The sequence below is a fragment of the Pandoraea bronchicola genome, from assembly GCF_902459805.1.
GTDB classification, from domain to species: domain Bacteria; phylum Pseudomonadota; class Gammaproteobacteria; order Burkholderiales; family Burkholderiaceae; genus Pandoraea; species Pandoraea bronchicola.
Map to the genome: position 1 here is coordinate 100171 of NZ_CABPST010000002.1, position 26325 is coordinate 126495.

Annotated in this window: 22 protein-coding genes; 14 read left to right on the forward strand and 8 right to left on the reverse strand. The window is 64.5% G+C overall.

Annotation, left to right across the window (positions count from 1 at the left end; all coding sequences use genetic code 11):
- Window positions 1-72: 72 nt before the first annotated feature.
- Window positions 73-795 carry an ABC transporter ATP-binding protein gene (locus PBR20603_RS04710; protein ID WP_150558407.1) on the forward strand — a complete coding sequence of 241 codons (723 nt, stop codon included), beginning with the start codon at window positions 73-75 and terminating at the stop codon, window positions 793-795.
- A gap of 88 nt (window positions 796-883) precedes the next feature.
- Here PBR20603_RS04710 and PBR20603_RS04715 read toward each other — a convergent pair whose 3' ends face one another.
- The 3 genes from PBR20603_RS04715 to PBR20603_RS04725 all read right to left on the reverse strand — a co-directional run bounded on the left by PBR20603_RS04715 (window position 884) and on the right by PBR20603_RS04725 (window position 4479).
- On the reverse strand, window positions 884-1993 hold the full coding sequence (locus tag PBR20603_RS04715; RefSeq protein ID WP_150558408.1) for an NAD(P)H-dependent flavin oxidoreductase: 1110 nt from the start codon (window positions 1991-1993) through the stop codon (window positions 884-886).
- A gap of 14 nt (window positions 1994-2007) precedes the next feature.
- Window positions 2008-3141 carry an NAD(P)H-dependent flavin oxidoreductase gene (locus PBR20603_RS04720; protein ID WP_150558409.1) on the reverse strand — a complete coding sequence of 378 codons (1134 nt, stop codon included), beginning with the start codon at window positions 3139-3141 and terminating at the stop codon, window positions 2008-2010.
- Window positions 3142-3306: 165 nt separating this feature from the next.
- Complete coding sequence (locus tag PBR20603_RS04725; protein ID WP_150558410.1) at window positions 3307-4479, reverse strand: site-specific integrase; 1173 nt, start codon at window positions 4477-4479, stop codon at window positions 3307-3309.
- 113 nt (window positions 4480-4592) lie between these two features.
- Here PBR20603_RS04725 and PBR20603_RS04730 point away from each other — a divergent pair, with 113 nt between their 5' ends.
- Entirely contained in the window at window positions 4593-5642 is a 1050-nt protein-coding gene (locus PBR20603_RS04730; protein ID WP_150558411.1) for a DNA-binding protein, read from the forward strand.
- Between the two features lie 42 nt (window positions 5643-5684).
- Here PBR20603_RS04730 and PBR20603_RS04735 read toward each other — a convergent pair whose 3' ends face one another.
- Complete coding sequence (locus PBR20603_RS04735; RefSeq protein ID WP_425495788.1) at window positions 5685-7226, reverse strand: efflux transporter outer membrane subunit; 1542 nt, start codon at window positions 7224-7226, stop codon at window positions 5685-5687.
- A 117-nt stretch (window positions 7227-7343) separates the two neighbouring features.
- Here PBR20603_RS04735 and PBR20603_RS04740 point away from each other — a divergent pair, with 117 nt between their 5' ends.
- The 3 genes from PBR20603_RS04740 to PBR20603_RS04750 all read left to right on the forward strand — a co-directional run bounded on the left by PBR20603_RS04740 (window position 7344) and on the right by PBR20603_RS04750 (window position 10956).
- The gene (locus PBR20603_RS04740; RefSeq protein WP_150558412.1) at window positions 7344-8504 is read left to right on the forward strand and encodes an HlyD family secretion protein; all 1161 of its coding nucleotides are present in this window, start codon (window positions 7344-7346) and stop codon (window positions 8502-8504) included.
- 134 nt (window positions 8505-8638) lie between these two features.
- A complete protein-coding gene (locus tag PBR20603_RS04745) occupies window positions 8639-10183 on the forward strand; it encodes a DHA2 family efflux MFS transporter permease subunit (RefSeq protein ID WP_174977822.1) in 1545 nt (514 codons plus the stop codon).
- A 212-nt stretch (window positions 10184-10395) separates the two neighbouring features.
- Window positions 10396-10956, forward strand: a complete 561-nt coding sequence (locus tag PBR20603_RS04750) for a winged helix-turn-helix transcriptional regulator (RefSeq protein ID WP_150558414.1) — start codon at window positions 10396-10398, stop codon at window positions 10954-10956.
- A gap of 27 nt (window positions 10957-10983) precedes the next feature.
- On the opposite strand, the gene PBR20603_RS04755 is transcribed toward PBR20603_RS04750, so the two are convergent.
- Window positions 10984-13104 carry a putative bifunctional diguanylate cyclase/phosphodiesterase gene (locus PBR20603_RS04755; RefSeq protein WP_150558415.1) on the reverse strand — a complete coding sequence of 707 codons (2121 nt, stop codon included), beginning with the start codon at window positions 13102-13104 and terminating at the stop codon, window positions 10984-10986.
- 408 nt (window positions 13105-13512) lie between these two features.
- Here PBR20603_RS04755 and PBR20603_RS04760 point away from each other — a divergent pair, with 408 nt between their 5' ends.
- The 9 genes from PBR20603_RS04760 to PBR20603_RS04800 all read left to right on the forward strand — a co-directional run bounded on the left by PBR20603_RS04760 (window position 13513) and on the right by PBR20603_RS04800 (window position 22757).
- Entirely contained in the window at window positions 13513-15285 is a 1773-nt protein-coding gene (locus PBR20603_RS04760) for a mechanosensitive ion channel family protein (RefSeq protein ID WP_150558416.1), read from the forward strand.
- Window positions 15275-16792: a DUF2252 domain-containing protein gene (locus PBR20603_RS04765; RefSeq protein WP_150558417.1), complete on the forward strand. Its 1518-nt coding sequence runs from the start codon at window positions 15275-15277 to the stop codon at window positions 16790-16792. Before PBR20603_RS04760 ends, PBR20603_RS04765 begins: the two co-directional genes overlap by 11 nt.
- A gap of 50 nt (window positions 16793-16842) precedes the next feature.
- The gene (locus PBR20603_RS04770; protein WP_150558418.1) at window positions 16843-18393 is read left to right on the forward strand and encodes a diguanylate cyclase; all 1551 of its coding nucleotides are present in this window, start codon (window positions 16843-16845) and stop codon (window positions 18391-18393) included.
- A 281-nt stretch (window positions 18394-18674) separates the two neighbouring features.
- A complete protein-coding gene (locus PBR20603_RS04775; RefSeq protein ID WP_150558419.1) occupies window positions 18675-19172 on the forward strand; it encodes a BON domain-containing protein in 498 nt (165 codons plus the stop codon).
- 228 nt (window positions 19173-19400) lie between these two features.
- Window positions 19401-19760 carry a BON domain-containing protein gene (locus PBR20603_RS04780; protein ID WP_174977781.1) on the forward strand — a complete coding sequence of 120 codons (360 nt, stop codon included), beginning with the start codon at window positions 19401-19403 and terminating at the stop codon, window positions 19758-19760.
- Window positions 19761-19827: 67 nt separating this feature from the next.
- Window positions 19828-20259, forward strand: a complete 432-nt coding sequence (locus PBR20603_RS04785) for a PRC-barrel domain-containing protein (RefSeq protein ID WP_150558421.1) — start codon at window positions 19828-19830, stop codon at window positions 20257-20259.
- Window positions 20260-20572: 313 nt separating this feature from the next.
- Window positions 20573-20728 carry a DUF3309 family protein gene (locus PBR20603_RS04790; protein WP_150558422.1) on the forward strand — a complete coding sequence of 52 codons (156 nt, stop codon included), beginning with the start codon at window positions 20573-20575 and terminating at the stop codon, window positions 20726-20728.
- Window positions 20729-20852: 124 nt separating this feature from the next.
- Entirely contained in the window at window positions 20853-21095 is a 243-nt protein-coding gene (locus PBR20603_RS04795) for a ChaB family protein (RefSeq protein ID WP_150558423.1), read from the forward strand.
- 447 nt (window positions 21096-21542) lie between these two features.
- Window positions 21543-22757, forward strand: a complete 1215-nt coding sequence (locus PBR20603_RS04800; protein WP_150558424.1) for an MFS transporter — start codon at window positions 21543-21545, stop codon at window positions 22755-22757.
- On the opposite strand, the gene PBR20603_RS04805 is transcribed toward PBR20603_RS04800, so the two are convergent.
- From PBR20603_RS04805 to PBR20603_RS04815, 3 genes are all read right to left on the reverse strand, one after another.
- Complete coding sequence (locus PBR20603_RS04805) at window positions 22655-24085, reverse strand: MATE family efflux transporter (protein ID WP_217425941.1); 1431 nt, start codon at window positions 24083-24085, stop codon at window positions 22655-22657. The two genes, PBR20603_RS04800 and PBR20603_RS04805, sit on opposite strands and share 103 nt — an antisense overlap.
- Before the next feature lie 189 nt (window positions 24086-24274).
- On the reverse strand, window positions 24275-24883 hold the full coding sequence (locus PBR20603_RS04810) for a DUF2239 family protein (RefSeq protein WP_281355986.1): 609 nt from the start codon (window positions 24881-24883) through the stop codon (window positions 24275-24277).
- A gap of 125 nt (window positions 24884-25008) precedes the next feature.
- Window positions 25009-26304: a type II toxin-antitoxin system HipA family toxin gene (locus PBR20603_RS04815; RefSeq protein WP_425495789.1), complete on the reverse strand. Its 1296-nt coding sequence runs from the start codon at window positions 26302-26304 to the stop codon at window positions 25009-25011.
- Window positions 26305-26325: the final 21 nt, after the last annotated feature.

The following is a 26325-nucleotide window of genomic DNA, read 5'->3' on the forward strand; positions in this document are numbered from 1 at the left end:
TCGCGCATGCGGTGCACGGCGGGGGAAGCCCCGGCGTGCGCACCGCAGCCACGACGGATAAACGGAACCACTATGCTTTCCATTCGTAATCTGCAAGCCGGCTACGGCAAAGTGCAGGTGCTGCACGGCATCGATATCGATGTGCCGAGCGGCCAGGTCGTCACGCTCATCGGATCGAACGGCGCGGGCAAGACTACGACCATGCGCGCGGTGTCCGGCATGATCAAGCCGACGTCGGGTCAAATCACGTTGGGCGACAAGCGTATCGACGGCCTCGACTCGCATCGTATCGCCAAGCTGGGTCTGGCGCATTCCCCGGAAGGCCGCCGCGTGTTCGCCACCATGTCGGTGACGGACAACTTGCGCCTGGGCGCTTTTCCGCGCCTGACGGGCAGTCGTCCGCGCGGCGATGTCGCCGCCGATATGGAGCGCGCGATGGACCTGTTCCCGCGCCTCAAGGAACGGCGCAATCAGTTGGCGGGCACGCTCTCGGGCGGCGAGCAGCAAATGCTGGCGATGGCGCGTGCGGTGATGTTGCGTCCGGACATCGTGCTGCTCGACGAGCCGTCGATGGGGCTGGCGCCGATTCTGGTCGATGAAGTCTTCCGTATCATCAGCAATCTGAAATCGGAAGGGGTCACGATGCTGCTCGTGGAGCAGTTCGCGGCGGCCGCGCTGGCAGTGGCCGACTACGGCTACGTGCTGGAGAACGGGAGTATTTCCGTGCATGGCCCGGCGGAAAGTCTGCGCAACGACGACAAGGTGCGCGCGGCGTATCTGGGCGGCAGTCACTGACGCGGCTCACAGCAGATTCAACGACAACGGGCAGCCTGTGCGGCTGCCCGTTGCGTTTTCAGAAGGTCATTCAGGCGACCTTGGCGAATCACCTCGATCCCCAGGCGGCGGCTGCGGCGACGGCCTCGCGAGTCTCCTGCGTGAGGACATCGATTAGTTGCGCGGCCGGGAGGGCGCGGGCCAGAGGCGCCGACTGGCCGGCCCATTGTGCCGCGTAGCCGTTTTCCTTGTGTGCCTTCGCGGCGGCGTTGAGCGACTTGCCTGCATCGTACGTAGTGGGATAGTCGGGGATGGCGGGGCGGCCGGGCGCTTGCTCCAATGCCCAGAAGCGATTCGCCAGCCCGCGTGCCGGGCGTCCGGAAATCGCCCGAATGAGCGCGGTGCGCGGCGGTTGCCCGCTCAGTAGCGTCTCACGATAGGCGGCGTCAGCGCCGGACTCCGGGCATGGCACAAAGGCCGTGCCCATTTGGGCGGCTTGCGCCCCCAGCGCCAGCACCGCAGCGATGCCTGCGCCGTCCATGATGCCGCCTGCGGCAATGATCGGCAGCGACGTGCGCGCGGCCAGTCGTCGCACCAGCGCGAAGGTGCCCAGTTGTTCATCTTCGCTCGGCTGGCGGTCGCCTTCGTCGTTGAAGCGTCCGCGATGTCCGCCGGCTTCCCAGCCCTGCGCGACGATGGCGTCGATACCGGCGGCTTCGATGGCAGCGGCTTCCTCCTCGTTGGTCGCGGACGCGAATAGCACGATGCCGGCCGCCTTCAGCGTGTCGATCCATGCCTGCGACGGCAGCCCGAAATGGAAGCTGAGAACCGCCGGACGTGTCTCGAGAAACATCTCGTACATCGCCACGTCTTCAACGAAGCTCAGATAGATCTCACGCAACGCGGCGGGCGGTTTGGCGTCGAAGCGGGCGAACGTCGGGGCGAGGTAGTCTAGCCACGCGGCTTCGCGAGCGGCGTTGGCGTGCGCCGGGACGTGCGTGAAGACGTTCACGTTGAACGGCCGGTCCGTCAGCGCGCGCGTCTGGCGAATGACCTCGCGCGCCGCATTGGCGTCCATATTGCCGACGGCGAGCGAGCCAAGGCCGCCCGCGTTGGATACCGCTGCGGCCAGCGCCGGTGTCGACGCCACGGCCATAGGGGCCTGAACGATCGGCGTCGACATACCGAGACGTCGAGTGATACGTAAAGTCGGTGTCATGGGCCGTGCCTCGATCAGAACGTCGCCGCCAGATCGCGCAGCGCGTCGAACGTCTCGAGCAGTTCCGCATGCAGCACGCCAACGAGTTCGGTGGCAGGCATGGCGCGCGCGAGCGGCGCGGCCTGACCGGCCCACTGCGCCGCGTAATCGCTATTGCCCTTCGCCTTGGCTGCGGCGTTGATGGCTTTGCCTGCGTCATAAGTCACGGGATACGCCGGCAGGTCGGGGCGGCCGGCCATCTGCTCCAGCGCATGCAGACGATTCACGAAGCCGCGTGCCGGACGCCCCGAGATCGCGCGGATCAGCGCAGTGCGTGGCGGATTCGTGCTGGTCAGACGTTCACGATAGGCAGCATCGGCCGCCGATTCCGGACAGGCGACAAAGGCCGTGCCGAGTTGCGCGGCCTGCGCACCGAGGGCGAGGACCGCGGCGACGCCTGCACCGTCCATGATGCCGCCAGCGGCGATCACCGGCACCGACGTGTGCGTGACGATCAGGCGCACGAGCGCCAGCGTGCCCAGTTGCTCGTCATCGGTCGGCACGCGGTCGCCCAGATCTTCGAAGCGGCCGCGGTGGCCGCCGGCCTCATAGCCCTGCGCGACGATGGCGTCGATGCCGGCCGCCTCGATGGCGCGGGCTTCTGCGAGGTTCGTCGCCGTAGCGAACAGCATGATCCCGGCGGCGTGCAGTGCGTCGATCCTGTCCTGCGATGGCAGCCCGAAATGGAAACTGACGACTGCCGGACGCGCTTCGAGCAGCATGGCGTACATGGCGTCGTCCGCGACAAAGCTCGTATAAATCTCGCTCAACGCGGCGGGCGGCGTGGCGTCGAACCGGGCGAACTCCGGCGCAAGATAAGCAAGCCAGGCGGCGTCGCGCGCGGTGTCGAGTTTGGCCGGCGCGTGGCAGAACACGTTGACGTTGAAAGGCTTACGAGTCAGGGCGCGCGTGTCGTGAATCGATTTGCGTGCCGCCTCGGCGGGCATCGCGGCAACGCCGATCGAGCCGAGCCCGCCGGCGTTGGAGACGGCAGCGGCGAGCGCCGGGGTGGACGTGCCGGCCATCGGCGCCTGAATGATCGGCGTGAGCAAGCCGAGGCGTTCGATCAGTGCGCGATTGCGGGATTGGGAAGCGATGGAGCTAGGCATGACGATCTGCACCTTGGAGGGGGCGGTGAGGGAGACAGCGACAGTCACAGCAGGCAGTATGTTCACTATGGCATACGCTTAATGCGGTAAAAGATACCACTTAAATACATCTTTATGTCGGCTGCCCTTGAAAATGACAGGGGCATCCCGTCAGGTGACGTAGCGTCAGGCCGGTTCGTCGGGGCTGTCACCGGTCTCGTCTGTCTCACTGGCGCCCATCAGGTCGGCGGCGCGCGAACGCTGCATATCTGCCCGGCGGAAGTAGCCGATGACGGTCGCCACGCTCGTGTGCCCCGTCATTGTCATGGCCTCGGCCAGCGGCACTTGCTGAAGCGCGGCTTCGGTCACGAAACCGGCGCGCAGCGAGTGAGCGGAGAAGTCGCCCTCCAGGCCGGCGAGTGCACAGCGCTCACGCACGATGTCGCGCACTGCCGCCTCTGAGAGCGGTTCGCCCACGTGCCCGCCTCGGCGCACTCGTCGGAAGATCGGTCCGTGTGTAATCCCGGCCGACACCAACCAGTCCGTAAGCGCCGCAGCCGCAGCGCCCGCGACCGGTTTTTCGTTTTCGGGGAGGTCTGCGCCCTGCTGGTTCGTCTTCGACCATCCGAGCGTGTAGACGTAATGCGCCGGCCCGGTGCGCCGGACGTTCTCGCACGTCGCGCGTACGACTTCCGAGCGTCTGCGGCCACCGCTCGACCAGGCGAACAGCAGCAGCGCGCGATCGCGCTTACCGCGCAAGGAGTCGTCGCAGGTTGCCAGCAGCGCGCGTAGGGGCTCCCGTGTCAGGGCCTCCTTTTTTGCCGTGCGAACGCCGCGCTTTGCGTAGGCGCGACGCGTTTTGGCGAGCAGTTCGCGCACCGCCGGTTCGGCGCACGGATTCGGCAAGTCTCGCGACGTGTGCAGCTTGGCGATGACGCTGAGCCGATGGCGCAGCGTGGCGAGCGCGGGCGGCCCCGGACGTGCCTTGAGACCTTGCGCGACCAGCGCAGCATCGACAGCGTCCGGCATCTCGGTTCTGAGGCCGTGCTTGCCTTGATGCTCCGCGTGATCGACGACGAACTGCACGATGACAGCGGGCGGTAACGGCGTGACTAGCGCCTGACCATACCGCAACCGATACCAGCCCAGCCAGTAGCGCATGGCCGATTGATAACTCTGGCGCGTATTCGCCGAATCGCCTTCGTGGGCGAGCGCCTGCGCGGCTTGACGGGCATCGTCGTTCAGTGCGCTCGGATCCAGCGGCACAGGCAGCGCGGTGGTGGGGCTGATTTCCGCTACGGCACCCGACCTCGGATCTGACGACGACGCGCGCTTAGGTGTAATTTTTCTATCTAACATATGATTTCATATGTAATATGTATAAAATATAACGTGCACACCAAATAACCTGCGATAATCTTCCATTATCGTGAGTTATTTGGCAATGCGCCGAAATCCAGGAGTGCTTCGCGATGACTACGTCTCAAACACCGAAATCCGCCATATCCGCGCCGTTGCTCCGGCAAGGCGGGCGCGGCATTTCCGAGCAAGACGTCTGGACGGCGGCCGACGCGCTGCTGATGGCAGGGCAGCGCCCGACGATTGAGCGCATTCGACAACAATTAGGCCGAGGCTCGCCCAATACCGTGAGCCCGTATCTCGATGCGTGGTTCGCCGGACTCGGTGGGCGTCTGCAGGGCGGGCTCCATGCGGTTGCCGGATTGCCGGAAGGTGTGACGATGCCGGAGCCGGTGGCGCGCGCCGCGCTCGATCTGTGGACGCTCGCCTTGCAGGAGGGACGTGCAGCGCTTGCGCAAGACGAGGCGGCTCGCCGCGCGGTACTCGATGCGCGTGAGGCTGCGTTGACGGCGGATCGTGAGGCGCTGGAGCAGGCGCGCGCCGTCCTTCACGAACGAATTGCGTCGGCAGAGACGGCGGCTGCGGATGCGCGTCAGGCGCGAGATGAGGCGCAGGCACAGGCGCGCCGCGCCGAGGCGCTGCTGATCGAGGCACAGGCGGATGCCGTTGCGTCTCGACAAGCCCTCGCAAGCGCGCGTGATGCCGCGCAAGCGCTTCAGGACGAGCACGCCGTGCATCGCGCGAACTGGGATGCGGAGCGGGCCAGACTGGGGGAGCGGGCCGACGCGAACGAGCGCCGTTTGATGCTCGAGCTGGATGCCGCGCGCGAGTCGATCAAATCGTTGCAGCAAGAGCGCAAGCAATCGCAGCGTCAGTTGCAAGAGGCAGAGGCGGGGTTGACGGCGATGAGTGAGGCGCAGCATGAGATGCGTGCTGCCAAGACGTTGCAGGACGCGGTCATTGCGCGGTTGCGTGAGCAGGTCAGTGCGCAGGAGGCGCTTGCCGCGACCTATCAGGCGATGCTGACTGCGCCGCCTGTACCGCCTGTACCGCCTGCGCCGGCAGCGGCTGTCGGGCGAGGTGCGGCGGCTGGACGCAAGCGTCGCGTGAGTCGCGCCACGGCACCCGCGACGTCAGTATTGCGCCGGGGGCGGCGTCCCTGAACGCCGGGGGCTGCGCAGCCCCCGGCCGTCGCCTTCGTGCAATCACTTCGCTTGCGCCAGCGACGGGGCATCCGATTGCCAGCCGCCGCCCAACGCGCGGAACGTGGCGACGGCGGCGCGGGCGTTGTCGGTTTGCGCAAGGGCGTCGGCGTCACGTACCGTCAATAGCTGGCGGTCGGCGTCGAGCACTTCGTACAGACTGACGGTGCCGCCGGTGTAGGCCTCTTGGGCGCTGTCGCGGGCACGCGCTTGCGCATCCACTGCGTTCGCCAGATCCTTGCGCTGCTGCTCCAGCTCCACGAGCGTGACAATCGCATTCTCCACATCTTCCGTTGCGCGCAACATCGATAGGCGGTACGCCGCAAGCGCTTGCGCATTCGCGCCGCGCGCCTGTGCGACCTCTGCATCGATCCGGCCAAAATCGAACAGTCGCCAGCGCAATCCCAGCGCGGCCAGCGGCTGGAACGTTGCCACGCTTGGCACGCGTCCCCCTGCCAAGGTTTCGAAGCCCAGCACCCCTGACAGCGACAACTTTGGGTAGTACTCCGCGAGCGAGGCGCCGATGCGCTCGTTCGATGCGGCCAGCCGGCGTTCGGCTGCGATGACGTCGGGGCGTCGACGCAGCAGGTCGGCCGGGGCGCTTGCGTCGCTAATGGCCGGGATCGTCAGCGGCCGGGCGTTCAGGTCGTCGTTCTGCGTCGTTGCGCTCATGCGGCGGGCATAAGTGCCGGGTACTGCGCCCATTAGTACGTCGAGTCGATTGAGTTGTGTCTCGCGTTCGATGCGCAACGGCGGCAACGTGGTGCGTGCCTGAGCGAGCAGGGCCTCGGACTGCGCCACTTCGCGAGCCGTCGCCAGGCCATCTTGATAGCGCAAACGCACGATCTCCATTAGGCGTCCGTCCGTCTTGATCTGATCTTGTGCGATGGCCAGTCGTCGCTGCGCGGCCCGGACTCGGAAATAGGCGTCGGCCGCTTCCGCCACGATGCTCACGCGTACCCCGTCGCGCTGCGCTTGTGCCGCCTGTGCCAATGCACTGGCCGCTTGTGCCGAGCGCTGTAACCCTCCGAACAGATCCACTTCCCAACTCGCGCCCGCCCCAATGCCGTAGTCCGTGAAATTGCGGTTGTAGCCCGGCACTGTGCGTGCCACTGAGCCCAGCGGACTTTCCAGCGACTGATGCTCGCGGGTGACGCTGCCGTCGAGCGCGAGCGACGGCAGCCGCTGCGCACCCGCCGCGCGCGCCTGTGCCCGGGCTTGCGTCACGCGCGCCATTGCCGCCTGCAAATCGAGGTTCTGTGCCAGCGCTTGCTCGACGATGCCGGTGAGCACCGGGTCATGAAAGCTCGTCCACCAGGTATCAAGTTGTGCCGACTCGCCGGTCTTGTTGCCCGCCGCGCCAAGCGTGGCATCGCGTTGCGTCAGTAAGGCGCTGCCCGCGAAATGCCCGGGCAAATTGGCCGGCGGCGCAACGTAGTCGGGGCCGACGGCGCAACCGGCAAGGGCACCGGCGCAAAGGGCCAGCATGGCGTGGCGCAGGATCGGGGGAGTCATTCCGGGCATCTTCGACAGTGCGTGGTTCATGGTGTTTAACTCGTTACTTGCAAGATGATAGTTGCAACTCTATACTCACTTCCATTATGAAAGCAACTCATGGTTGCACGTCTCGTCACCCCCTTTAGCGCGAAGAAGGATCAATTCATGACATCCTCGAGGACTCCCGCCCAGAGCGTCAGCCAATCCAGTCAATCCAGCCAATCTGGCGGCCATTCCGAGAGGCGCGCATTTGCCCGGCGCCTTGCCCTGCGCGGTGCGTTGGTCGTCGTGGCGCTGGCGGCATTGGGTTACGGCACTTATTGGTGGACGACAGCCCGCTATCTGGAGTCGACGGACGATGCCTATGTCGGTGGCGACGTCACCGTGTTGGGACCCAAGGTGCCTGGCTACATTGCGCAAGTGCTGGTCACTGATAATCAGTCGGTGCGTGCAGGCGACGTGCTCGTGCGTCTCGACGATCGCGACTACCGCGCGGCGCTTGCAAAAGCCGAAGGTGCGGTGGCAGCACAGCAGGCATTGCTGGCCAATCTCGATGCCACCGCCAGATTGCAGGCGGCGGTGATCGCGCAGGCACGCGCCAGCGTGGTCGCGGTCGCGGCAGATGCCCGCCGCGCGCATGACGATCAGGTGCGCTATCGGGATCTGGTCGCCAAGTCGGCGGTGTCGGTCCAAAGCGCGCAGAAGGCGGACGCGGATTACCAGCAGATTGCGGCGAACCGCGAGCGTGCCGAGGCGGGTGCCGTAGCGGCCGAGCGTCAGCTTGAGGTCATCGCCACTCAAAAGCAGCAGGCGCAAGCGGCACTGGCGCAGGCCGTGGCCGAGCGTGACGTTGCCAGACTCAATCTCGAAGACACCGTGTTGCGTGCGCCAGTCGATGGCGCCGTCGGCAATCGTCGCGCCCGGGCCGGCGCCTATGCGCCGGCGGGCACGCAGTTGCTCGCGATCGTGCCTGCGCGCGGTCTGTGGGTCGATGCGAACTTCAAGGAAGGGCAAGTGGCGCATTTGCGCCCAGGTATGCCGGTGAGGATCGAAGCCGACGTGCTGCCGGGCCGGGTGTTCCATGGTCGTGTGGCGAGCCTTGCGCCTGCCACGGGGGCGCAGTTCAGCGTGCTGCCGCCGGAGAATGCGACGGGCAACTTCACGAAGATCGTTCAACGCGTGCCGGTACGGGTGCAACTCGATGATGCCGACGGTCGTCTGGGGACGCTGCGGCCCGGACTGTCGGTGACGGCGCAAGTGGATGCCCGTGGCGACGGCAACGACAAGCCACTGGCGCCAGGAGCCGCGAAGGTAGCCGCGCGATGAGCGCCGCGCAAACGGAGGTAGCGCAGCCGCTGCCTGCGGGTGACGCTGGCGTGGTCAAGCCGGCACATTCCGCCAACGACGAACGCCGCCCAGGCGCAGCCCCCGCGCCGGGCGGGGGCTTCTCGGCAGACGCCATGTCGACCCATGCGAAGGTCATTGCCTTCGCGACAATGGTCGTCGGCATGTTCATCGCGCTGCTCGACATTCAGATCGTGTCGGCCTCCCTCAGAGACATCGGCGGCGGCCTGTCGGCGGGGGCTGATGAGACGGCGTGGGTCCAGACGAGCTATCTGATCGCCGAGATCATCGTGATTCCGCTCTCGGGTTGGCTCTCGCGCGTCATGTCGACCCGCTGGCTCTTCGCGGCGTCGGCGGCCGGTTTTACCGTGGCGAGTCTGCTTTGCGGTGCGGCGTGGAACATCCAGAGCATGATCGCGTTTCGCGCGTTGCAGGGGTTCCTCGGCGGTTCGATGATTCCGCTGGTGTTCACGACGGCCTTTGCCTTTTTCACGGGGTCGCAGCGGGTGCTGGCCGCTGCGGTGGTGGGCGGCCTGTCGTCGCTCGCGCCCACATTGGGCCCGACCGTCGGCGGGTGGATCACCGACAACTACTCGTGGCACTGGCTGTTTTTCGTCAACCTCGTGCCCGGCATATTCGTGACAGTCACGGTGCCGTTACTGGTGCGAATCGACCGTGCCGACTGGTCGTTGCTGCGCGGTGCGGATTATCTGGGCATCGTCCTGATGGCAGTCAGTCTTGGCTGCCTGGAGTACACGCTTGAAGAAGGGCCGCACTGGGACTGGTTCGGCGACAGCACCATTCGTACGACGGCATGGCTGGCCGGGCTTTGCATGATCGCGTTTCTCTGGCGCAGTCTGGCGTTCGCGCGGCCCATCGTGGATCTTCGGGCGCTCAAGGAGCGCAACTTCGCACTCGGTTGTTTCTTCTCGTTCGCGACCGGTATCGGCATGTTTGCGACGATTTACCTGACGCCGCTATTTCTCGGACATGTGCGTGGATTCTCGGCCTTTGAAATCGGCATGGCCGTCTTTTCGACGGGGATCTTTCAACTGATGTCGATTCCGATCTACGCCATGCTGGCCAACCGCGTCGATCTGCGGGTGTTGATGATGGTCGGGCTCGGCGCCTTTGCCTTGTCGATGTGGCAGTTCTCGCCGATCACGCATGACTGGGGCGCGGCACAACTGATGCTCCCACAGGCGTTGCGCGGCGCGGCGCAACAGTTCGCCGTCGCCCCGATTGTCACGCTGACGCTGGGGAGTCTTCCGCCTGCTCGGCTCCGTCTGGCGTCGGGCCTGTTCAACCTGATGCGAAATCTCGGGGGTGCCATCGGCATTGCGGTGTGTACGACTGTTCTGAACGACCGCACGAACCTGCATTTCTTCCGGCTTGCCGAGCGCATGGGTGAGGGTAGTCCGGCAATCGAGACATGGCTGGCCAGTGTGGGGGCGAGGATGAGTGCTGCGGGCCTTGATGTCATGGATGCGCAAACGGCGGCGCTTCGTCAGCTCTGGTCGTTGACGCTGCGCGAGGCGCAAACGGTCACGTTCGGAGACATCTACGGCGGGTTGGGGCTGATCTTCCTTGGGGTGACGTTGATGGTGCCCCTCATGCGCCGGGTTGCACCGCCCAAAGCACCGAGCGCAGACGCACATTGAGGCGGATGCATCAGAATTCACTTCAAATAATTCACATCGCGAATGACGGGTAAGTTGTTGATTTTTCTATTAACTGAGTTTGAGTGTTTGGCCCATGATCGAAAAATGATGTTGTGGAGGCACCGGCCGGCTTGCCCGCAGGTGTCGACGCGCTTATGCTCACTTGCATGGTAATAGGCAGCGTCGGCCCTCTCCGAACGCGAGGATTCCTTATGCATCGAAAGACTTTTCGCGATATGCAGTGCCCGATTGCCCGCAGCCTTGAGCGCGTGGGCGAATGGTGGAGCATTCTGATTTTGCGTGAAGCGGGCTACGGCACGACCCGCTTCGACGATTTCCAGCGACGTCTCGACATTGCGCCGAACATGCTGACCCGGCGGCTGAATGCGCTCGTCGAGGAAGGCTTGTTGGCGCGCCGTCAGTATTGCGACCGACCGCCGCGCTTTGAATACGTGCTCACCGACGCCGGGAAGGACTTCCGGCCGGTGCTCTGGGCACTGCTCGCGTGGGGAAACCGGCACTTTGCGCCGGAGGGCATCTCGGCTCAACTCATTGACCGGGAGACGGGGCAAGTCGTCGAGCCGGTCGTGGTCGATGCAGCAACGGGGGTGCGTCTGGACCCGGAGCGTCACATACCGAGCGCAGGACCGGCGGCCAATGAGGGCATGCGCAAGCGGCTCGCCCGGGCGGCCGCCTTTGTGACTGGCGAGCCGTTTGATGAGGGTGCGGCACAGAGCAAGGGGGACGCCGACGCTGCGGCGGCCACCCGTTAATCCGATTGCCGGTGGACGTCCGGACGCTCAGGCCATCGCTGGCGTGCCGGGGACGCCCGGCGGCGACGCGAGCAACCGTGCGAAGGCTTCGCCCGTGAGCGGCTTGCCCAGCAGGAAGCCTTGCAGTTCGTCGCAATCGAGTGTCTTTAGCGCTTCGCGCTGCGACGCGGTCTCGACCCCTTCAGCCACGACATCCATATCGAGCGAGTGAGCCAGCGCGATGATGGCGGAGACGACAGCGCTGCCTTCGCGGCCGCAGGTGTCGAGGCCGTTCGTGAAGAAGCGATCCATCTTCAGTTGCTTGACGCGGAAGCGCTGCAAGTACGCCAGACTCGAATACCCGGTGCCGAAATCGTCGATGGCGACTTCGAAGCCGTGATCCTGAAAGGCGCGGATCACGTCGATGGTGTGTTGAGCGTCGGACATCGCCACCGTCTCGGTGATTTCGAACATGAGCCGGGAGCAGTCGATGCCAGCCTCACGCACGATCTCGACGATGTTCTCCACCAGGGACGACTGTGCCATCTGGCGCGGGGAGAGGTTGATCGCGACCTTGATCGGCGCGAGGCCGGCGGCGTCCCATTCCTTGATGTGCCGGCACGTAGCGCGCACGACCCAATAACCAATCTGCACGATCTGGCCGGTTCGCTCTGCGACGGGAATGAAGTCAACAGGTTGCAGCTCACCGAAGGTCGGATGCGTCAGGCGCAGCAACGCCTCGGCGCCAGCCAACGCTTCGGTATCGCCCCGGTACTTCGGCTGGAAGTGCAGTGAAAAATACTGTTCGTTCTCCGCGTCGTGCAGTGCCTGCTGGATTTCCCACGTGCGCTGGGCCGCGGCGTTCATGCGTGGCTCGAAGTAGCGATAGATGCCGCGCCCGGCGCGCTTGGCTTCGTACATGGCGGTGTCGGCGTGTTTGAGCAGCATGTCGATGCTGTCGCCATCGTCCGGGAAGAGCGCTACGCCGATGCTGGGCACGACGTGCAGCGACTGGTCTCCGACACGCAGGCCGTCGCGCATGTCGTCGAGCAGGCGTTGTGCCACGCGGCCCGCAACCTCCGGCGACGACAAGGAGCCCAGCAGCACCACGAACTCGTCTCCACCCAGCCGGGCGACCACATCGTCGCCGTTCACGTTCTTGCGAAGGCGCTTGGCGAACGCGCGCAGGACATCGTCGCCCACGTTGTGGCCGAGTGAGTCGTTGATGGTCTTGAACCCGTCCAGATCCATGAACAGCACTGCGAAACGGCGCTGGTCGCGACGGGAGTTGATCAGCATGCGGGCCGCGGCGTCGTGCAGTGCGCGTCGGTTGGGCAGGTCGGTCAGCGCATCGTAAGTCGCCATGCGGGCGATCTGCGTGTTCAATTGCAGAACGGAATTGGCGAGGAAGCTGGTGCGGGCGTCGAGGCGCGAGACGAGCAGCGTGGTGACGAGAATCAGGAAGGTGAACAGGCTGACGGTCGTCACCAGCCAGGGCGAACTGACGCCGCCGGCGGCACCGCAAATGGCGCCCGGGGCAAAACTGGCGGCCGCCATGCCGGTGAAGTGCATCGCCGTGATGGCCAGCCCCATGACCGTGGCGGCACCGACCCGCTTGGCCATGACATAGCGCAGGCTGCCGTCGCGCAGGGTTCGTGCGATCCAGAGAGCGGCCGTTGCCGCGGCAATGGCGATCAGGATCGACGTCGCAAAGAGCCCAGGATCGTATTCGATCGCCGGATTCATCTTCATCGCGGCCATGCCGCTGTAGTGCATGGCGGCGATGCCCAGACCGAGCGTGACGCCGGCACAGCCCAGCCGCCACCGGGTGAAGTGTTCATTGGCAATCAGCCAGAGCGCCGCCCAGGAGATGGCGATGGCAATGCCGAGCGAGCCTGCCGTGATGGCTGGGTCATAGCCCAGCGCGATGGTGGCAGTCGACGTCAGCGGCGACCGCGCGGGCGACAGCGACAGGGCAAGCATGCCAATGAAGTGCATCGACCAGATGCCGATGCCCATGGCGGTGGCGCCCACGGCGAGCCACGCATGGCGCATGGCACGGTGAGTCAGAAGGTAGATGCGACCGGAAAGGTCGAGCGCCGTGAACGACGCCAGCACTGCGACTGCAAGTGATAACCCAACGAGCCAACCACTGTACGAACTGGACATATGAAAACCGACCGAAAAGTCCCGCTTAACTGGTTATCGGCAATGGCGGCCAATAGTTGAGGGAGGGTGTCGGAATTTTTCCGACAACGCACTGTTCACTCCGTCCAATGCGACGGGAAAAGGGCGTCGGCCGATGTCTGCGAGCGTCGCGCCGGTGCTCGACAGTGCCGATCCCATAGTGAATAATCCTTCCATATTTGCCCCGGCCGGCGTTCTCGGCGATGACTGCCCTCGTGGCGTCTTGCGTGCAACGCGCCGGTGGCAACCCGTCGGAACCACGAAGTCGAGGACACGAACTCCGGCGCAGGCGGGGGCAGAATATGGCAGCCCTCGATTTTGCCTGATTTCCGTGGGATTTCCTCGCACTGCGTCAATCTTGGTGGCCAACTTGCCCGCAGGAGCCGTGCTATGCGCATTCGCATGTGGCTGTTGCAAGTGCTGGTGGTATGCGGTGTGGCTGCGGCGCCGGGCGCTCCGGCTGATGCGGCAACGTCTTCGGCGGTGGCTGCGGCGCCTCAGGGCGCAGACACGGCAAGCGGAGGCAGCGGGGCGTCCGGGGCGGTCTCCCCGGAGAGCGACGCTTCTGCTGGCGACGCGCAGGACGGCGTCGAGCTGCGCTTCATGGACCGTCCCGTCGTGACCTTTCGCGGCGTGCTGGCTGGTGCGACGCCGGCCGTGCGAGCGGCGCGGGCGCAGTCGGTGCTCGAGAGTCTGCCCGGCCGGGCCTTCGACGCACCGGTCGACGTGCTGCGCGCCTCGTTGGGGGGTGTCTCCGGTGTCGCTTTCCGCGTTCAGGACCGAATTCTCTTTGCGCTGACGGCCGACGACCTCGCGCCGGGCGACCCGCGCACGCTCGATGCCGTCGCCGCCGACGTTCAAAATCGCCTCCAGGTTGCCTTCGCCGCCCGTCGCGAACAACTGCATTGGCCGACGATTCTGCGCGGCGTCGCCCTTAGTGCGCTCGCACTCGTCGTGCTGGCCGTGCTTGTGGTGGGGGTGGGGCGCATGCGCGCGCGGCTCGAGGCGAGTCTGCAAATCGCTTTCGAGAAGCGCGTTCTGCAACGCACCGCGCGCTCTTTCGACTGGACCGGCTCTGCCGTCCACCTCGTCCATCAGGTCGTGCAGATCGGCGCCGTGTGCCTGGTATTGGTCTTCGCCTATCTTTATCTGATCTTCGTGCTGATGCAGTTCCCGGCGAGCCAGCCAACGGCGGGGCGATTGTCGGCCTTTCTGTGGACGCTGATCGACCGTTTCGGAATCGGGGTGGCCGCAGCCATTCCGGGCGTCATGACGGTCATTGTCATCTTCTTGCTGACACGGGCGCTGCAAAGCCTCATCAACAACGTGTTCGATGCGGTGCAGAGCGGGCGCCTGAGCATTCCCGGCATGCACCCCGAGACGGCCGGAGCCACGCGGCGCGTGGTGTCCGTCGTCGTGTGGGGGTTGGCGATCACCTTTGCTTACCCCTATATGCCTGGCGCGCAGAGCGACGTCTTCAAGGGGCTGTCCGTGTTGCTGGGCCTGATGGTGACCCTGGGGTCGAGCGGCATCGTCAACCAGTTGATGAGCGGGATGGTCGTGATCTACAGTCGCGCGTTGAAGAAGGGCGATCTCGTCTCGATCGGTGATGCGACGGGCGTGGTGGTGAGTATCGACGCGCTGTCGGTGAAGATCGTCAATCTGGCGCATGAGTCGCTGACCATCCCGAACGCGGTGGTCGTTGCGTCGACGGTGCGCAATTTCTCGACTCAGGGGCGAGAGCAGGGCGTCGCCATCAGCACGACGATCACCATCGGCTATGACTGCCCTTGGCGGCAAGTCCATGCCATGCTGATCGAAGCTGCGGGGCAAACGCCGCAGGTCGCCGCCCAGCCGGCGCCGTATGTCTTGCAACGCGCGTTGTCGGACTTCTACGTCGAGTATGAGGTCTTCGCCACGTTGCGCGACCCGACCACGCGCTTCGCGGCGATTTCGGCGCTGCACGAGAACATTCAGGACGTCTTCAATCGTTACGGCGTTCAGATCATGTCGCCGCACTTCCAGACGCAGCCGCACGCTGCGCTCACCATCCCTCCGGAACACTGGTACCCGGCCCCGGCACGGGCCCCGGCCGGCGGGGTGCCGTCGCCGTCAGAGTCACCCGTCGCCTCGCAAGGACAAGGAACTGGTCATGCCCGCTAAATCGTCGCCCGTGCCGCCGTCCCCCAAGGCAAGCGCCGTCGCACCCTCTGCTCCCGCGCCGAATGACGCACCACCGGCCACCACCGACACGCCGCCCGTGCCCGTGGTGCCGTTCGAAACCCGCGTCGCCGCCGGGCGCAAGCTGCGCGACAAAACGCCTCGCAGCAGTCATGCCCATCTCGGTAACGTCGACCGGGACATCGTCGAACTGTTGCGCATCAGCAGCGAGGGGCGTGTCAGTGCGCTTGTCCCGTTGCGCTATGGGCGCATGCTGGCCTCGCCCTTCGCGTTCTACCGGGGCAGCGCCATCGTGCAGGCGCACGCTCTGGCGGGCACGCCGAATACCGGCCTCACCATGCAGATTTGCGGAGACTGCCATCTGGCCAACTTCGGTGGGTTTGCCACGCCCGAGCGCACCTTGATCTTCGATCTGAACGATTTCGACGAGACGGCGCCCGGTCCTTGGGAGTGGGATCTGAAGCGTCTGAGCGCCAGTTTGGTACTGGCCGCGCGGCAATTCGGCTTCGGTGACACTTTGGGCGTGGAGATGGTGCGGGCGGCGGTGGATACCTACGCGCGGCGGCTGAACGAATATGCCCACATGCCGACCATTGCGCTCTGGCACGAGCAAGTGACGTTCGAGCGCATGCTCGGCCTCGCCCAGACCGAGCGGGTGCGCGAGGGCGTCAAGCGAGGCATTGCGCGGGCGACCGGCCGCACGCACGAAAACGTGCTGCCCAAGTTCGCCCAGCATGTCGGCGATCACTGGCAGATTCGCGATGCGCCGCCCACGGTTTTCCATGTCCACGGCGCAACGACGCTTTTCGGGCCAGAGGATGATTGGCTCGGTTTGGGCGACTGGCGCACTCTGTTCGAACCCGTCTACAAGAGCTATGTGAGTTCGCTGTCTCCTGACCGCGCCCGCATGCTGTCGAACTATACACAGGAGGATCTGGCGTTCAAGGTCGTGGGCGTCGGCAGCGTCGGCACGCGGTGTCTGGTGCTGCTCTTGATGGACACGCACGAGCAACCGCTCTTCCTGCAGTTCAAGGAGGCATCGAAGTCGGTCGTCTCGCGGTTCTTCAGGAGCGTTACACCCAGGCACGATGGGCGTCGTGTGGTCGAGGGGCAGCGTCTGATGCAGGCGGCCTCCGATGCCTTCCTGGGCTGGGGCGCCGGCCCGTTCGGCCGCTCCATCTATGGACGTCAACTGCGCGACATGAAGATTTCGGCCCAGTTCGAGCTGTTCCGGGCCGACGGCTTCCGGGAGTACGCAAGCCTTTGCGGATGGGTGCTGGCGCGCGCGCACGCCAAGGCCGGCGGGTGTGCGGCGGAACTGGTCGGTTACGTGGGCAAGGGCATTCGTCTGGGCGAGGCGCTGACTCGTTACGCGACGGGTTATGCCGATCAGGTCGAACACGATTACGAAGTGTTCCGCAAAGCATGCCGTGACGGAAGACTCGAAGCCCGCACGGATGCCGACATGGCGGCCGACTTCGTGGCGTGAGCGGCCAGCACGAACGAGCGTTGAGCGCAGTGAGAGGGGAGCTTTGGCGTATGCCGATTCATCGGTTGCGAGCACATGTCGCACTGGCGGCCAGCAAGGCTATGCACTGGGTCGTCCGAACGCCGATATTAATTGTGTGGAGTGGCGTAGGGATCTCCGTGATGGTCATGGCGGTGGCCGTGGCATTGCTTTACGAGGGGCGCTTGCTGGTGCTCGCCCGTGCGGCCGACAACCAGCGCAACATTGCCGAGGTAATGGAGCGCGATCTGGAACTGAATTTCCAGCTTTACGAAGCCTCGCTCGACGCCGTGGTGACGCTGCTCGCGCGTGCAGATGTCGAAGCGCTTCCTCCTGCGCTGCGCCGTGAGCTGATCTTTGAGCGGGCGGGGGCGTCTCGCCACATCGGATCGCTGGTCGTTCTCGATGCGAACGGCGAAATCGCGATCGACGCCGCCAGCGAGACGCCCCGTAACTTCAATTTCTCGGATCGCGATTACTTCAAAGTTCACCGCGACGACCCGCATGCCGGGCTGTTCATCAGCGGATTCATTGAGTCACGCTTGCGCGACAATGCCCCGACCATGGTGCTCAGCCGACGGATCACGCGCCCAGACGGTTTGTTTGGGGGCGTCGTGTCATTGTCGGTGGATATCGAGTACTTCCGCGATCTGTTCGATCACATCGAGGTGGGGAAGCAGGGGGTGATCCTGCTGCTGGGCAAGGACGGCGCCATTCTGATGCGCAAGCCTTATGACCCGAGCGTGATCGGGCGCACGATGGCGCAGACGGGGCGCTATGAGGCGCTGCCGGGCGGACGTGACGACCGGCGCATCTTTCCTATCCGATTCCTCGGCCGCGACAGCCTGATGTCGCGCCGGTTTCTGAGCAATGTGCCGCTCACGTTGATCGTTGTGATCTCGAGCGAAGAGGCACTTGCGCCATGGCGCAAGCGTGCGGTCGAGTTCGGCGGCCTGTTTCTGCTGCTCAATGCCGGTTTCATCGGCGCCTCGTTGCTTCTGGCGGCCCAATTGAGACGACGGTTGCGCGCGGAACGGGAGTTGCGGTTGCTGGCGCGTACCGACGGGCTTACTGGGCTATCGAATCGCCGTTCGCTCGACAATATTCTCGCGAGTGAGTGGCGGCGCATGCGTCGCGCGGGCCGCGCGATGGCCGTGGCGTTCATCGATATCGATTGGTTCAAGCGCTACAACGACTCGCACGGGCACCAGGCGGGTGACGCTGCGCTCGCCGCCGTGGCCGGTGCGATCGGGGCGGCGCTGCAACGCCCCTCCGACACCGCAGGGCGTTACGGTGGTGAAGAGTTCATCGCCGTCATGCCGGATACCGACGCCTTGGGGGCGCAGAAGGTCTCCGAGGAAATTCGTCTGTCCGTGGACCGGCTGAACCTCGAGCATGCGTCGAGCGATTTTGGACATGTCACGGTGAGTATCGGCGTTGCGTGTCGCACGCCGCAGGCAAAGGAATCCGTCGACGTTCTCGTCAAGTCCGCCGACGAAGCGCTCTATCAGGCGAAGGAAGCCGGCCGCAACCGGGTCTTCGTCGCATCGCAGGACGATGCGGGCCCAATGGGTAATTCGTAGGAATTGTCCGATGCCACTGCCGGCATCTGTACGCATTTCTCGTGTGGATGCCGCTTTTTATCTTCCCGAATTGCTTTTAATTTGTCTCTCAAGCTATTGATTTTTAGTGAAAATATTTTCTCTGAAAATCAACGTCGCTGCCGCGCAGTATCGTTTGCCAGCGTCCGCCTACACATCTTTCGGATTTCGCCGATTCGCCGGATGAATCCGGCTATCTACAATCGATTTCAACAAGTCCGGTGCCGGTTACGACAGCACGGACGGCAGTCGAGGAGGTTGTCATGACGAAGCGTATCCCCCCAACGCGGAAGTCGTCTGAGGACAAGACGGCGGACGAAGGGACCCAGTACGAGCAGCACGCGCTGACGCACGAGGACGGTGATGCCGAGACGACCGGTGCGCAACCCTCGGCATCGGAGCGCGCTGGCGATGTGCCGCCGCATGAAGCCCGTCAGTCTGCTGTTAGTGATGTGCACACGGCAAGTGCCACCGTGCACGCCGGCTCGCGTGGTCCGTCGCCTGCCGATACGAAGGTGCGCGACGACGTTCGCAAGGCGTTGTCCGAAGCGCGCGACCTCGAGGTGTCGCACGTCGATGTCACGGTCACGTCGGGATTGGTGTTGCTCACGGGCCATGTGCCTGAGCGCTGGATGCAGCATGTGGTGCAGACGGTGGTCTCGAAAGTCCCCGGCGTGCGCGGTGTGGACAACCAGTTGCACGAGCGTCGCGAGAAGGCGATGAGCCGGCCGGGCGAGAGTCAGGAAGGGCACAAGATCTGACAGGTGACATCGCAGTACAGGACATCCGGGCACCTGGGGCGTGTTTTCGAAACCACCGAAAGACGCGCACTCCGGGGCCGGTAACAAGGCAAGACCGGGCATCTCCGGGCGAGGAGATGTATCACCAACCACTCGGTCGTCGCTGGGTGCCGCACGTCCACCGTGCAGGAGGTGACGCCCAAGGCAGCAATGCCACCGATGCGACGACTAATTTTCGGGAGGTCAACAATGAAACAATCGAATCTGCTCAAGCTCATCATGGCCGGTGCACTCGCTACGACGGGCATCGCCGCCCACGCTCTCGATCAGGGCGGGATGATCAAGATCGCCGATAACTCAGGCGCCAGCGGTGTCATGAGCGATACCGGCCGCAAGATCGATGATTCGGCGCTTACCGCGAAGGTCAAGGCCGAATTGCTCGCCAAGAAGGATGTACCGTCGACCAAGGTCCACGTGACCACGCGTCACGGCGTCGTGCATCTGACTGGCTCGGTACCGCAGACGGCGCAGCGGACTCTCGTCGTGGACACGGTCAAGGGTGTTGACGGCGTGGTCGACGTCAAGGACGACATCAAGGTAATGAAGTAACTCGGATTTCGCCACGTCGACGGCGCGTATTCGCGCGCCTCGACATCATTGGACGAAGGAGTCAATCATGACTGTGCAAACAGGTCGGGGCCCGATGGCCCAACCAGGCGCCCGCATCGTAGGCGCCTCCCACAAACTGCCCGATGGCCCGGGGCCGTCGGTCATGGCGGCTGACACGCTCGACGCCGAAGATGTCGTGAATCTTGCCGGCGAGAGCCTTGGCAAGGTCAAGCACATCATGCTCGACGTGCAGCGCGGCACGGTGGCGTATGCCGTACTGTCGTTCGGCGGCTTTCTCGGCATGGGTGACAAGCTGTTCGCCATTCCGTGGCACGCGTTGCAGCTCGACGTCGAAAACAAGCGCTTCATTCTTGATATCGACAAGGAAGCGCTCAAGAAGGCGCCGGGCTTCGACAAGGATCACTGGCCGAGTATGGCCGACCTGCATTGGGCCGAGCAGGTGCATACGTATTACACCGTCGACCCGTACTGGCATTGAGCCTGACGAGAATCTGCTCATGCCGAGCCCAATCGAAATCTGCCGGCCGACGCGGTCCCCGCGCCTGCACGCGCATTTGCCTGAGCCTTACGACCCGGGCAAGCCGCCGGGGACACCGCCGCCGAAGTCGCCCCCTGACGAGGACGAGCCGACGCCGATGCCGCCGCCCGACAGGCCGCTGGATCCACCAGTGGGAGAGCCGCCGCTTCGCCCTCCCGGTAAATATGTTGCCGCCGGACGTCGCGGTGTGCGGGGAGTGACGGTTCGGTAGCGCACGAACTGTCTGTGATCGAATCGGCAAGGGAGGAGAGTCATGCTTGGCACCATCTTGTTGATTGTTTTGATTTTGCTGTTGATCGGTGCGATACCCGCGTGGCCGCATAGCCGAGGGTGGGGCTACTACCCGTCCGGTGGCATTGGTCTCATAGTGGTGATCGTACTGATACTGGTGCTCATGGGGCACATCTGACGCTGGCGGGCGGTGCGTTGCCCGATCGCGAAACCGCCCGCGTCACCGAAGCTCAACGAACGGCCCCGCTTGGCCCCGCTTGGCCCCGCTTTACGCCGGGGGCCGTGTGCAAGGAGATACCGCCATGCCTTATCGCCAGACGCAGGATCTGCCGGCAAGCGTCAAGGATCACTTGCCGGCACATGCGCAGGAGATCTATCTCAAGGCGTTCAACGCCGCTTGGGACGAGTACCGCGATCCCGGCGAGCGGCGTGGTCACGAATCGCGTGACGAGGTGGCACACAAAGTGGCCTGGGCCGCCGTGAAGACAACCTACGAAAAGGATGAAAAGTCTGGCCAGTGGCACGCAAAAACATCTCGCCACTGATCGACCGTTCTGGGAGCGGCGCGGATGCGAAGGCGATGCTAGCCGCGCGCGGGAAAGACGCCACTCAACGCTGACCCCCAGTACGATTGCCGCCGGTTCCCGCAACCAGAGCGCAATCGTAGATTACCGGCCCCTCACTGGGCCGGTTTTTTTGTGGGTCTGCGGATGAGGCGCGGCCGCCTTGTCGACGTGGGTCCTGGCGGCATATTGCAGCGCAAGGTGAAAATTGGCATGCCGCCGGAATCTGTACGCACTTGTGAAGTTTTAGTGATGTTGCGTTGCGGCGCTCGCACTGCAGAAGTTATTGCGTTGGCGTAAAATCGGCATCCTTGAACGGGGTTGCCTTGAGAGTTCGCCATCGGCAACATGTGCAGCGCCCGATGCCGTTTCCTTTGCCGTTGCGGACAGCCTCTCCAGTCCCGCACCGGCTGTCATGACCGAATCCCGATGAGTGCCCCCCAAATCCTGCCCGCTGAGGCTGCCGAAGCCTTGCCTCAGTCGTCCATCCCCGTCTGGCTCTCGTTCGTGGCGCTTGCCATGGGCGGCTTCGGTATCGGAACCGGCGAATTCGTCATCATGGGGTTGCTGCCCGATGTCGCGCACGGGTTGAACATCACCATTCCGCAAGCCGGCCATGCGATCAGCACCTATGCGCTGGGCGTCGTGATCGGCGCGCCGTTGCTCGCTGTGCTCGGCGTGCGTTTGCCGCGTCGCGCATTCCTGATTGCCCTCATGGCGATGTTTGCCGTCGGTAATCTGGCGAGCGCGCTTGCCCCGAACTACATCGCGCTGGTCGTGCTCCGTTTTCTAAGCGGTCTGCCACACGGCACCTATTTCGGTGTCGCGGCGCTGGTAGGGGCGTCGCTCGTGCCGCCGCATCGCCGTGTGCACGCCGTGGGACAAGTCATGCTGGGCCTGACGCTCGCCACGCTCTTCGGTGTGCCGTTGGCCGCAGGTCTGGGCCAGTGGCTCGGCTGGCGCGCTGCGTTTGTGCTCGTGGGCATCATCGGCGCGATCACGACCGTGATGGTCTGGCGCTGGGTGCCGAATGCACCGGCACCTCATGGGGCGAGTCCGTTGCGCGAGCTGAACGCGCTGCGTAACTCGCAGGTGTGGCTCACGCTGGGTATCGGTGCCATCGGCTTTGGCGGCATGTTCGCGGTGTTCAGCTATATCAAGCCGACGCTCATGCAAGTCGCGGGTGTCCCGGAAACCTGGGTGCCGTTCTACCTCGCGCTGTTTGGTGTCGGCATGGTGGCGGGTACGATCGTCGGTCCGCGTCTGGTAGCCGCCGCGTCGCTCATGCGTGCCATCGGCGGTACGCTCATCTGGTCGGCGTTTCTGCTCGGCGCGTTCACGTTCACGTCGTCGAGCCCGTGGCTGGCAGGTATCAATGTGCTTGCCATCGGCACCATCATCATCATCGGCCCGGCGTTGCAGATCCGTCTGATGGACGTGGCGGGGGAGGCCCAGACGCTGGCGGCGGCGCTTAACCATTCGGCGTTCAACATGGCCAACGCCGCTGGTGCGTGGCTCGGCGGCGTGGCGATTTCTGCGGGTTACGGCTGGACGTCGACCGGTTGGGTCGGCGTTCTGCTGTCTTGCGCAGGCATGGTGATGTTCTTCTGGGCGCGGCACGACGCCCGCCGGAAGGCCCGGTAACACAGGCCCTGCATCACCAGCATGGCGACGAACGCGAGCGGATACGCCCACCAGATACCGGTGAGTCCGGCGATCCGCTCGAAGACCCATGCCGCGGGCACTTCGATTCCCAGCAGTCCGATAACGCCCAGCAGCGTCGGTACCCACACCTTTCCGCTCGCGCGCATGGCGCCGGCCATGATCGCCGTCATCCCCATCAGTACTGCGCTCCAGGCGACAACATAGAGCAGGTGCGTGGCAAGGGCCAGCACCGCCGGGTCGGTGAGAAACCCGCGCATGATCGTTGGGGCTGTCAGACAGACCAGGACGATCAGACTGCCGGTCAATCCCAGGTTGCAGAGAAAGCCGGTACGTACGATGGCGCCAATGCGTTCGCTTCGGCCCGCGCCAATGGCGTGGGCACACAGAATCGATGCCGTGATACCTAGCGTCATCACCGGAAGCTGCAGCCAGCTCATCACTTGCGTGACAGCGCCGTAGGCCGCCGTGGCGCTTGCACCGTGGCGATTGACCATGCCGAGCAGTGCCATTTCGGCGATGGCCATGGTGAACATCTGCATGGCTGCCGGCACACCGATGCGCAGAATGCCCCGTGCCAGTGCCGGATTCCAGCGAACGGCATGCCACAAGCCTTGATCGGGCGCGAGCGGGTGCCCTTTACGACGCCAGTACGCCGCCATCCACCCCAACGCAATGCTGGACGCGAGCAGTGTCGAGGCGGCGGCGCTGGCCACGCCGAGCCGGGGGAACGGTCCCCAGCCGAAGATGAACGCCGGTGTGAGGCCCAGCGAAAGCGACGTCGCGATCAATAACGTGAATAGCGGTGAAACGGCGTCGCCCGTGCCGCGACTCATGGATGTCGTCAGCCAGAGCAGGAACACGATCGGCATGCCGGCAAGCATCCAGCGCGCATTCAGGGTCGCCGCGTCGAACACGCTCTGCGGCGTGCCGAGGGCGCGCATGAGCGGTGCGGCAAACAGGCCACCGAGCACGCTGATGACAGCACTTGCTGCGAACACCATCACGAGAGCGGTGCCCGCGATATTTCTCACCCGGATCAGATCCCGCGCGCCCCACGCCTGACCGATCATCACCGTGGTGCCAGCGGACAGGCCGATCACGACGGCGAGCAAAAAGAAGAAGACGGGGAAGAACGCGGAGACCGCCGCGATGGCATGGGTACCGAGCAGATGGCCGAGGTAGATACCGTCGGCTGTGCCTGCAATGGACTGGAGGGCGTTGGTCAGCATCATGGGTATGGCGATCATGAGCCATGCCCGCCAGAGCGGGGGTGGCGGCGCTGATGGCGCGGATTTTCGTTGCGTCATGGTGTTTCCTTGGTCAAGTCATGAACGGGAAGGCGCAAAAACGACAGGCAAAGCGGTGCCCGTCCGGTGCGGCGGTCCGCCCGGCGAGCTGTGAAATCAGGAGGTCAGGGCGCGTAGCGCGCCCGTGGTCTGCTTGGCCTTATGCGGCCTGACGCGGCCTTACGCCGCCTAATGCGGTTTCATACAGCTTCATACGGCGCCGTCGACCAGGTTGTCCGTGGATGCGAGATGCAGCAGATGCACGCGAACATCCTCGGGCCAACCGGCGATTCGTTTGCCCAACGCGTCGAGGTCATGGGCAAAGAGCGCACGTGAAGCTTCTTCGAACTCAGGCAAATCGCCTGCGATGGTTGACATGAAGCGGTAAGCCCGCTCCTGCGCGCGACGCAGCAGGTCTCGTCCGGCATGCTTGCGGCGCGCCTCGTCGACCAGCTTGCGCAAGACGACGGATGCGCCCCCGGGCTGTTCCGCCAGCCAATCCCAGTGACGTGGCAATAGCGTGACTTCGCGTGCCACAACGCCGAGCTTGGGACGGCCCCGTCCTTTGACGGGGGGCGCATCGGACGAGCCGGCAACGACGGTGGCGGCAGGTGCTGGATATCGCGCCCGAATGTCGGCAGCCGAGCCGCGCACGTCAACGTCGCGCGTGTCTCCGTTCAGGTCGTCGAAGATCAGTACCGAGGCGTGCGGATCGGCAATCATCGCCTGCTGATAGGCAATGGCCGCGTCGGCGAGCGAGCCCGACGCGATGCGACGCATGTTACGGAAGACGGTATATCCGAGGGAATTGGCGGGCACGGCAGACTCCGATGGCGATAGGAAAATATCGGTACCGGCGAATATTACCCGGGTGTTATTTGAATTGCAATATTACCCGGGTAATATTTTTGTGCTGCGCGATCCGCGTTGGCGGCGAGGGGAACTCAGGCGGTGAGGGCGACGCCGCCGTTCAGGCGCTCGAGCACGGTGGCGCGCACGGCGTTCGGGGCGTCTTCGAGGAGCGAGGGCCATTTGGCCTGCGCCTCACGCACGGTTTCCCGCGCGATGCTCGTCAACCGGCTGACGCGAAGGAGCCCGGCGCTCCTGAGCAGCCCTTCGAGGGCATGCCAGTCGAAGGCCCGTAACGTTTTGTCGATGGCCCGGTTGACCCCGTAGTGGGATTCGGGCACGTCGAGGAAGAAGGCGGCAACGCACACGGGGTCGTACACCGGGGCCAGTTGTGGCGTGTGGGCGTCGGGATAGGTCAGGGCCCAGTTTTTGAGATGCGCGTCGGTATTGCCGAGCAGGATGAAGGCGATCAGACGGCGCAGGAACTCGCGCACGTCTCGCACCGGCTCACCCGACAGTTGATCGAGCACCCTCAACATCGTCGTGTAGTCGATATCGAGCCCGCGCCCGTACTTGCTGCGCGGCGGGTATTGCAGCACCTGTGCGAATTCCTCCATGTGCACGCGGCGTCCGTCGGGCAGCCGGTCGAAGCGAGGTACGGCGAGGATGTGTTCGAACGGCACCTGTTCCGGCAAGTCGGCGTCGCGTCGCGAGATGATTTCAGCCTTTGCGCAATCCAGATCGAGGGCTTCGCACAGCCGATAGCCTGTGAACTCGTTCTCAACGAGATCCGGGTGACGCGTCGTTGGCAGCTTGAGAATGACCGAGCCCGCGCGCCCCTGACGCTTGACGATGTAGCGTCGCCCATCTCGAACCGCGGAGAACTTTGTCACCACACCGGGCAGCGACGCGGCATCTTCCACCGGCGTGTCGACGAAACCCGGCTCGACCATTTCGAGGCCAAGGGCCGTGTGCCAGCGGTGGACGACATCCGGAACCCCTTCGCGCGCAGGCACGGGTTCGACTTCGAGCGCACCCATCAGATCGTGACCGGCCGCGGCGAGCAGCTCGAACTCGTCGTCCGGGCTGCAGCGGCGCTCTGCGGCGAGGCGTTCGCGGTTATGACCTTCGGGCAACAGGTTCTCGAAAAACACCGGCCAGCGGCCATCCGTGCGCACGAGACGCGCATCTTGCGGCGACGCGAGAATCTCCCGCGTCGCCGTCTCGTTGGCGCCCCGATAGGCGAGCGAGAGCGTCGGCCGCCGGGCGTCGGCGATGTAGTTGTCGTCGAACGACATGCGCAGGATGTCACCATATTGCGACAGGTAGCCGATGGCGCGACGCGTCCCGTCGGGCATGTGCAGATACGCGCGCAGATATTTGATGTTCATGGGCAGAGATTCGGGGCCGGG

Bases quoted from the DNA above. Each gene is read 5' to 3' on its own strand.
- PBR20603_RS04785 (WP_150558421.1), top strand. From the start codon at position 19,828: ATGACTGTGCAAACAGGTCGGGGCCCGATGGCCCAACCAGGCGCCCGC.
- PBR20603_RS04805 (WP_217425941.1), bottom strand. From the start codon at position 24,085: ATGACGCAACGAAAATCCGCGCCATCAGCGCCGCCACCCCCGCTCTGG.
- PBR20603_RS04750 (WP_150558414.1), top strand. From the start codon at position 10,396: ATGCATCGAAAGACTTTTCGCGATATGCAGTGCCCGATTGCCCGCAGC.
- PBR20603_RS04770 (WP_150558418.1), top strand. From the start codon at position 16,843: ATGCCGATTCATCGGTTGCGAGCACATGTCGCACTGGCGGCCAGCAAG.
- PBR20603_RS04720 (WP_150558409.1), bottom strand. From the start codon at position 3,141: ATGCCTAGCTCCATCGCTTCCCAATCCCGCAATCGCGCACTGATCGAA.
- PBR20603_RS04730 (WP_150558411.1), top strand. From the start codon at position 4,593: ATGACTACGTCTCAAACACCGAAATCCGCCATATCCGCGCCGTTGCTC.
- PBR20603_RS04715 (WP_150558408.1), bottom strand. From the start codon at position 1,993: ATGACACCGACTTTACGTATCACTCGACGTCTCGGTATGTCGACGCCG.
- PBR20603_RS04745 (WP_174977822.1), top strand. From the start codon at position 8,639: ATGTCGACCCATGCGAAGGTCATTGCCTTCGCGACAATGGTCGTCGGC.
- PBR20603_RS04735 (WP_425495788.1), bottom strand. From the start codon at position 7,226: ATGAACCACGCACTGTCGAAGATGCCCGGAATGACTCCCCCGATCCTG.
- PBR20603_RS04795 (WP_150558423.1), top strand. From the start codon at position 20,853: ATGCCTTATCGCCAGACGCAGGATCTGCCGGCAAGCGTCAAGGATCAC.
- PBR20603_RS04815 (WP_425495789.1), bottom strand. From the start codon at position 26,304: ATGAACATCAAATATCTGCGCGCGTATCTGCACATGCCCGACGGGACG.
- PBR20603_RS04790 (WP_150558422.1), top strand. From the start codon at position 20,573: ATGCTTGGCACCATCTTGTTGATTGTTTTGATTTTGCTGTTGATCGGT.
- PBR20603_RS04775 (WP_150558419.1), top strand. From the start codon at position 18,675: ATGACGAAGCGTATCCCCCCAACGCGGAAGTCGTCTGAGGACAAGACG.
- PBR20603_RS04755 (WP_150558415.1), bottom strand. From the start codon at position 13,104: ATGTCCAGTTCGTACAGTGGTTGGCTCGTTGGGTTATCACTTGCAGTC.
- PBR20603_RS04765 (WP_150558417.1), top strand. From the start codon at position 15,275: ATGCCCGCTAAATCGTCGCCCGTGCCGCCGTCCCCCAAGGCAAGCGCC.
- PBR20603_RS04780 (WP_174977781.1), top strand. From the start codon at position 19,401: ATGAAACAATCGAATCTGCTCAAGCTCATCATGGCCGGTGCACTCGCT.
- PBR20603_RS04710 (WP_150558407.1), top strand. From the start codon at position 73: ATGCTTTCCATTCGTAATCTGCAAGCCGGCTACGGCAAAGTGCAGGTG.
- PBR20603_RS04740 (WP_150558412.1), top strand. From the start codon at position 7,344: ATGACATCCTCGAGGACTCCCGCCCAGAGCGTCAGCCAATCCAGTCAA.
- PBR20603_RS04725 (WP_150558410.1), bottom strand. From the start codon at position 4,479: ATGTTAGATAGAAAAATTACACCTAAGCGCGCGTCGTCGTCAGATCCG.
- PBR20603_RS04760 (WP_150558416.1), top strand. From the start codon at position 13,513: ATGCGCATTCGCATGTGGCTGTTGCAAGTGCTGGTGGTATGCGGTGTG.
- PBR20603_RS04800 (WP_150558424.1), top strand. From the start codon at position 21,543: ATGAGTGCCCCCCAAATCCTGCCCGCTGAGGCTGCCGAAGCCTTGCCT.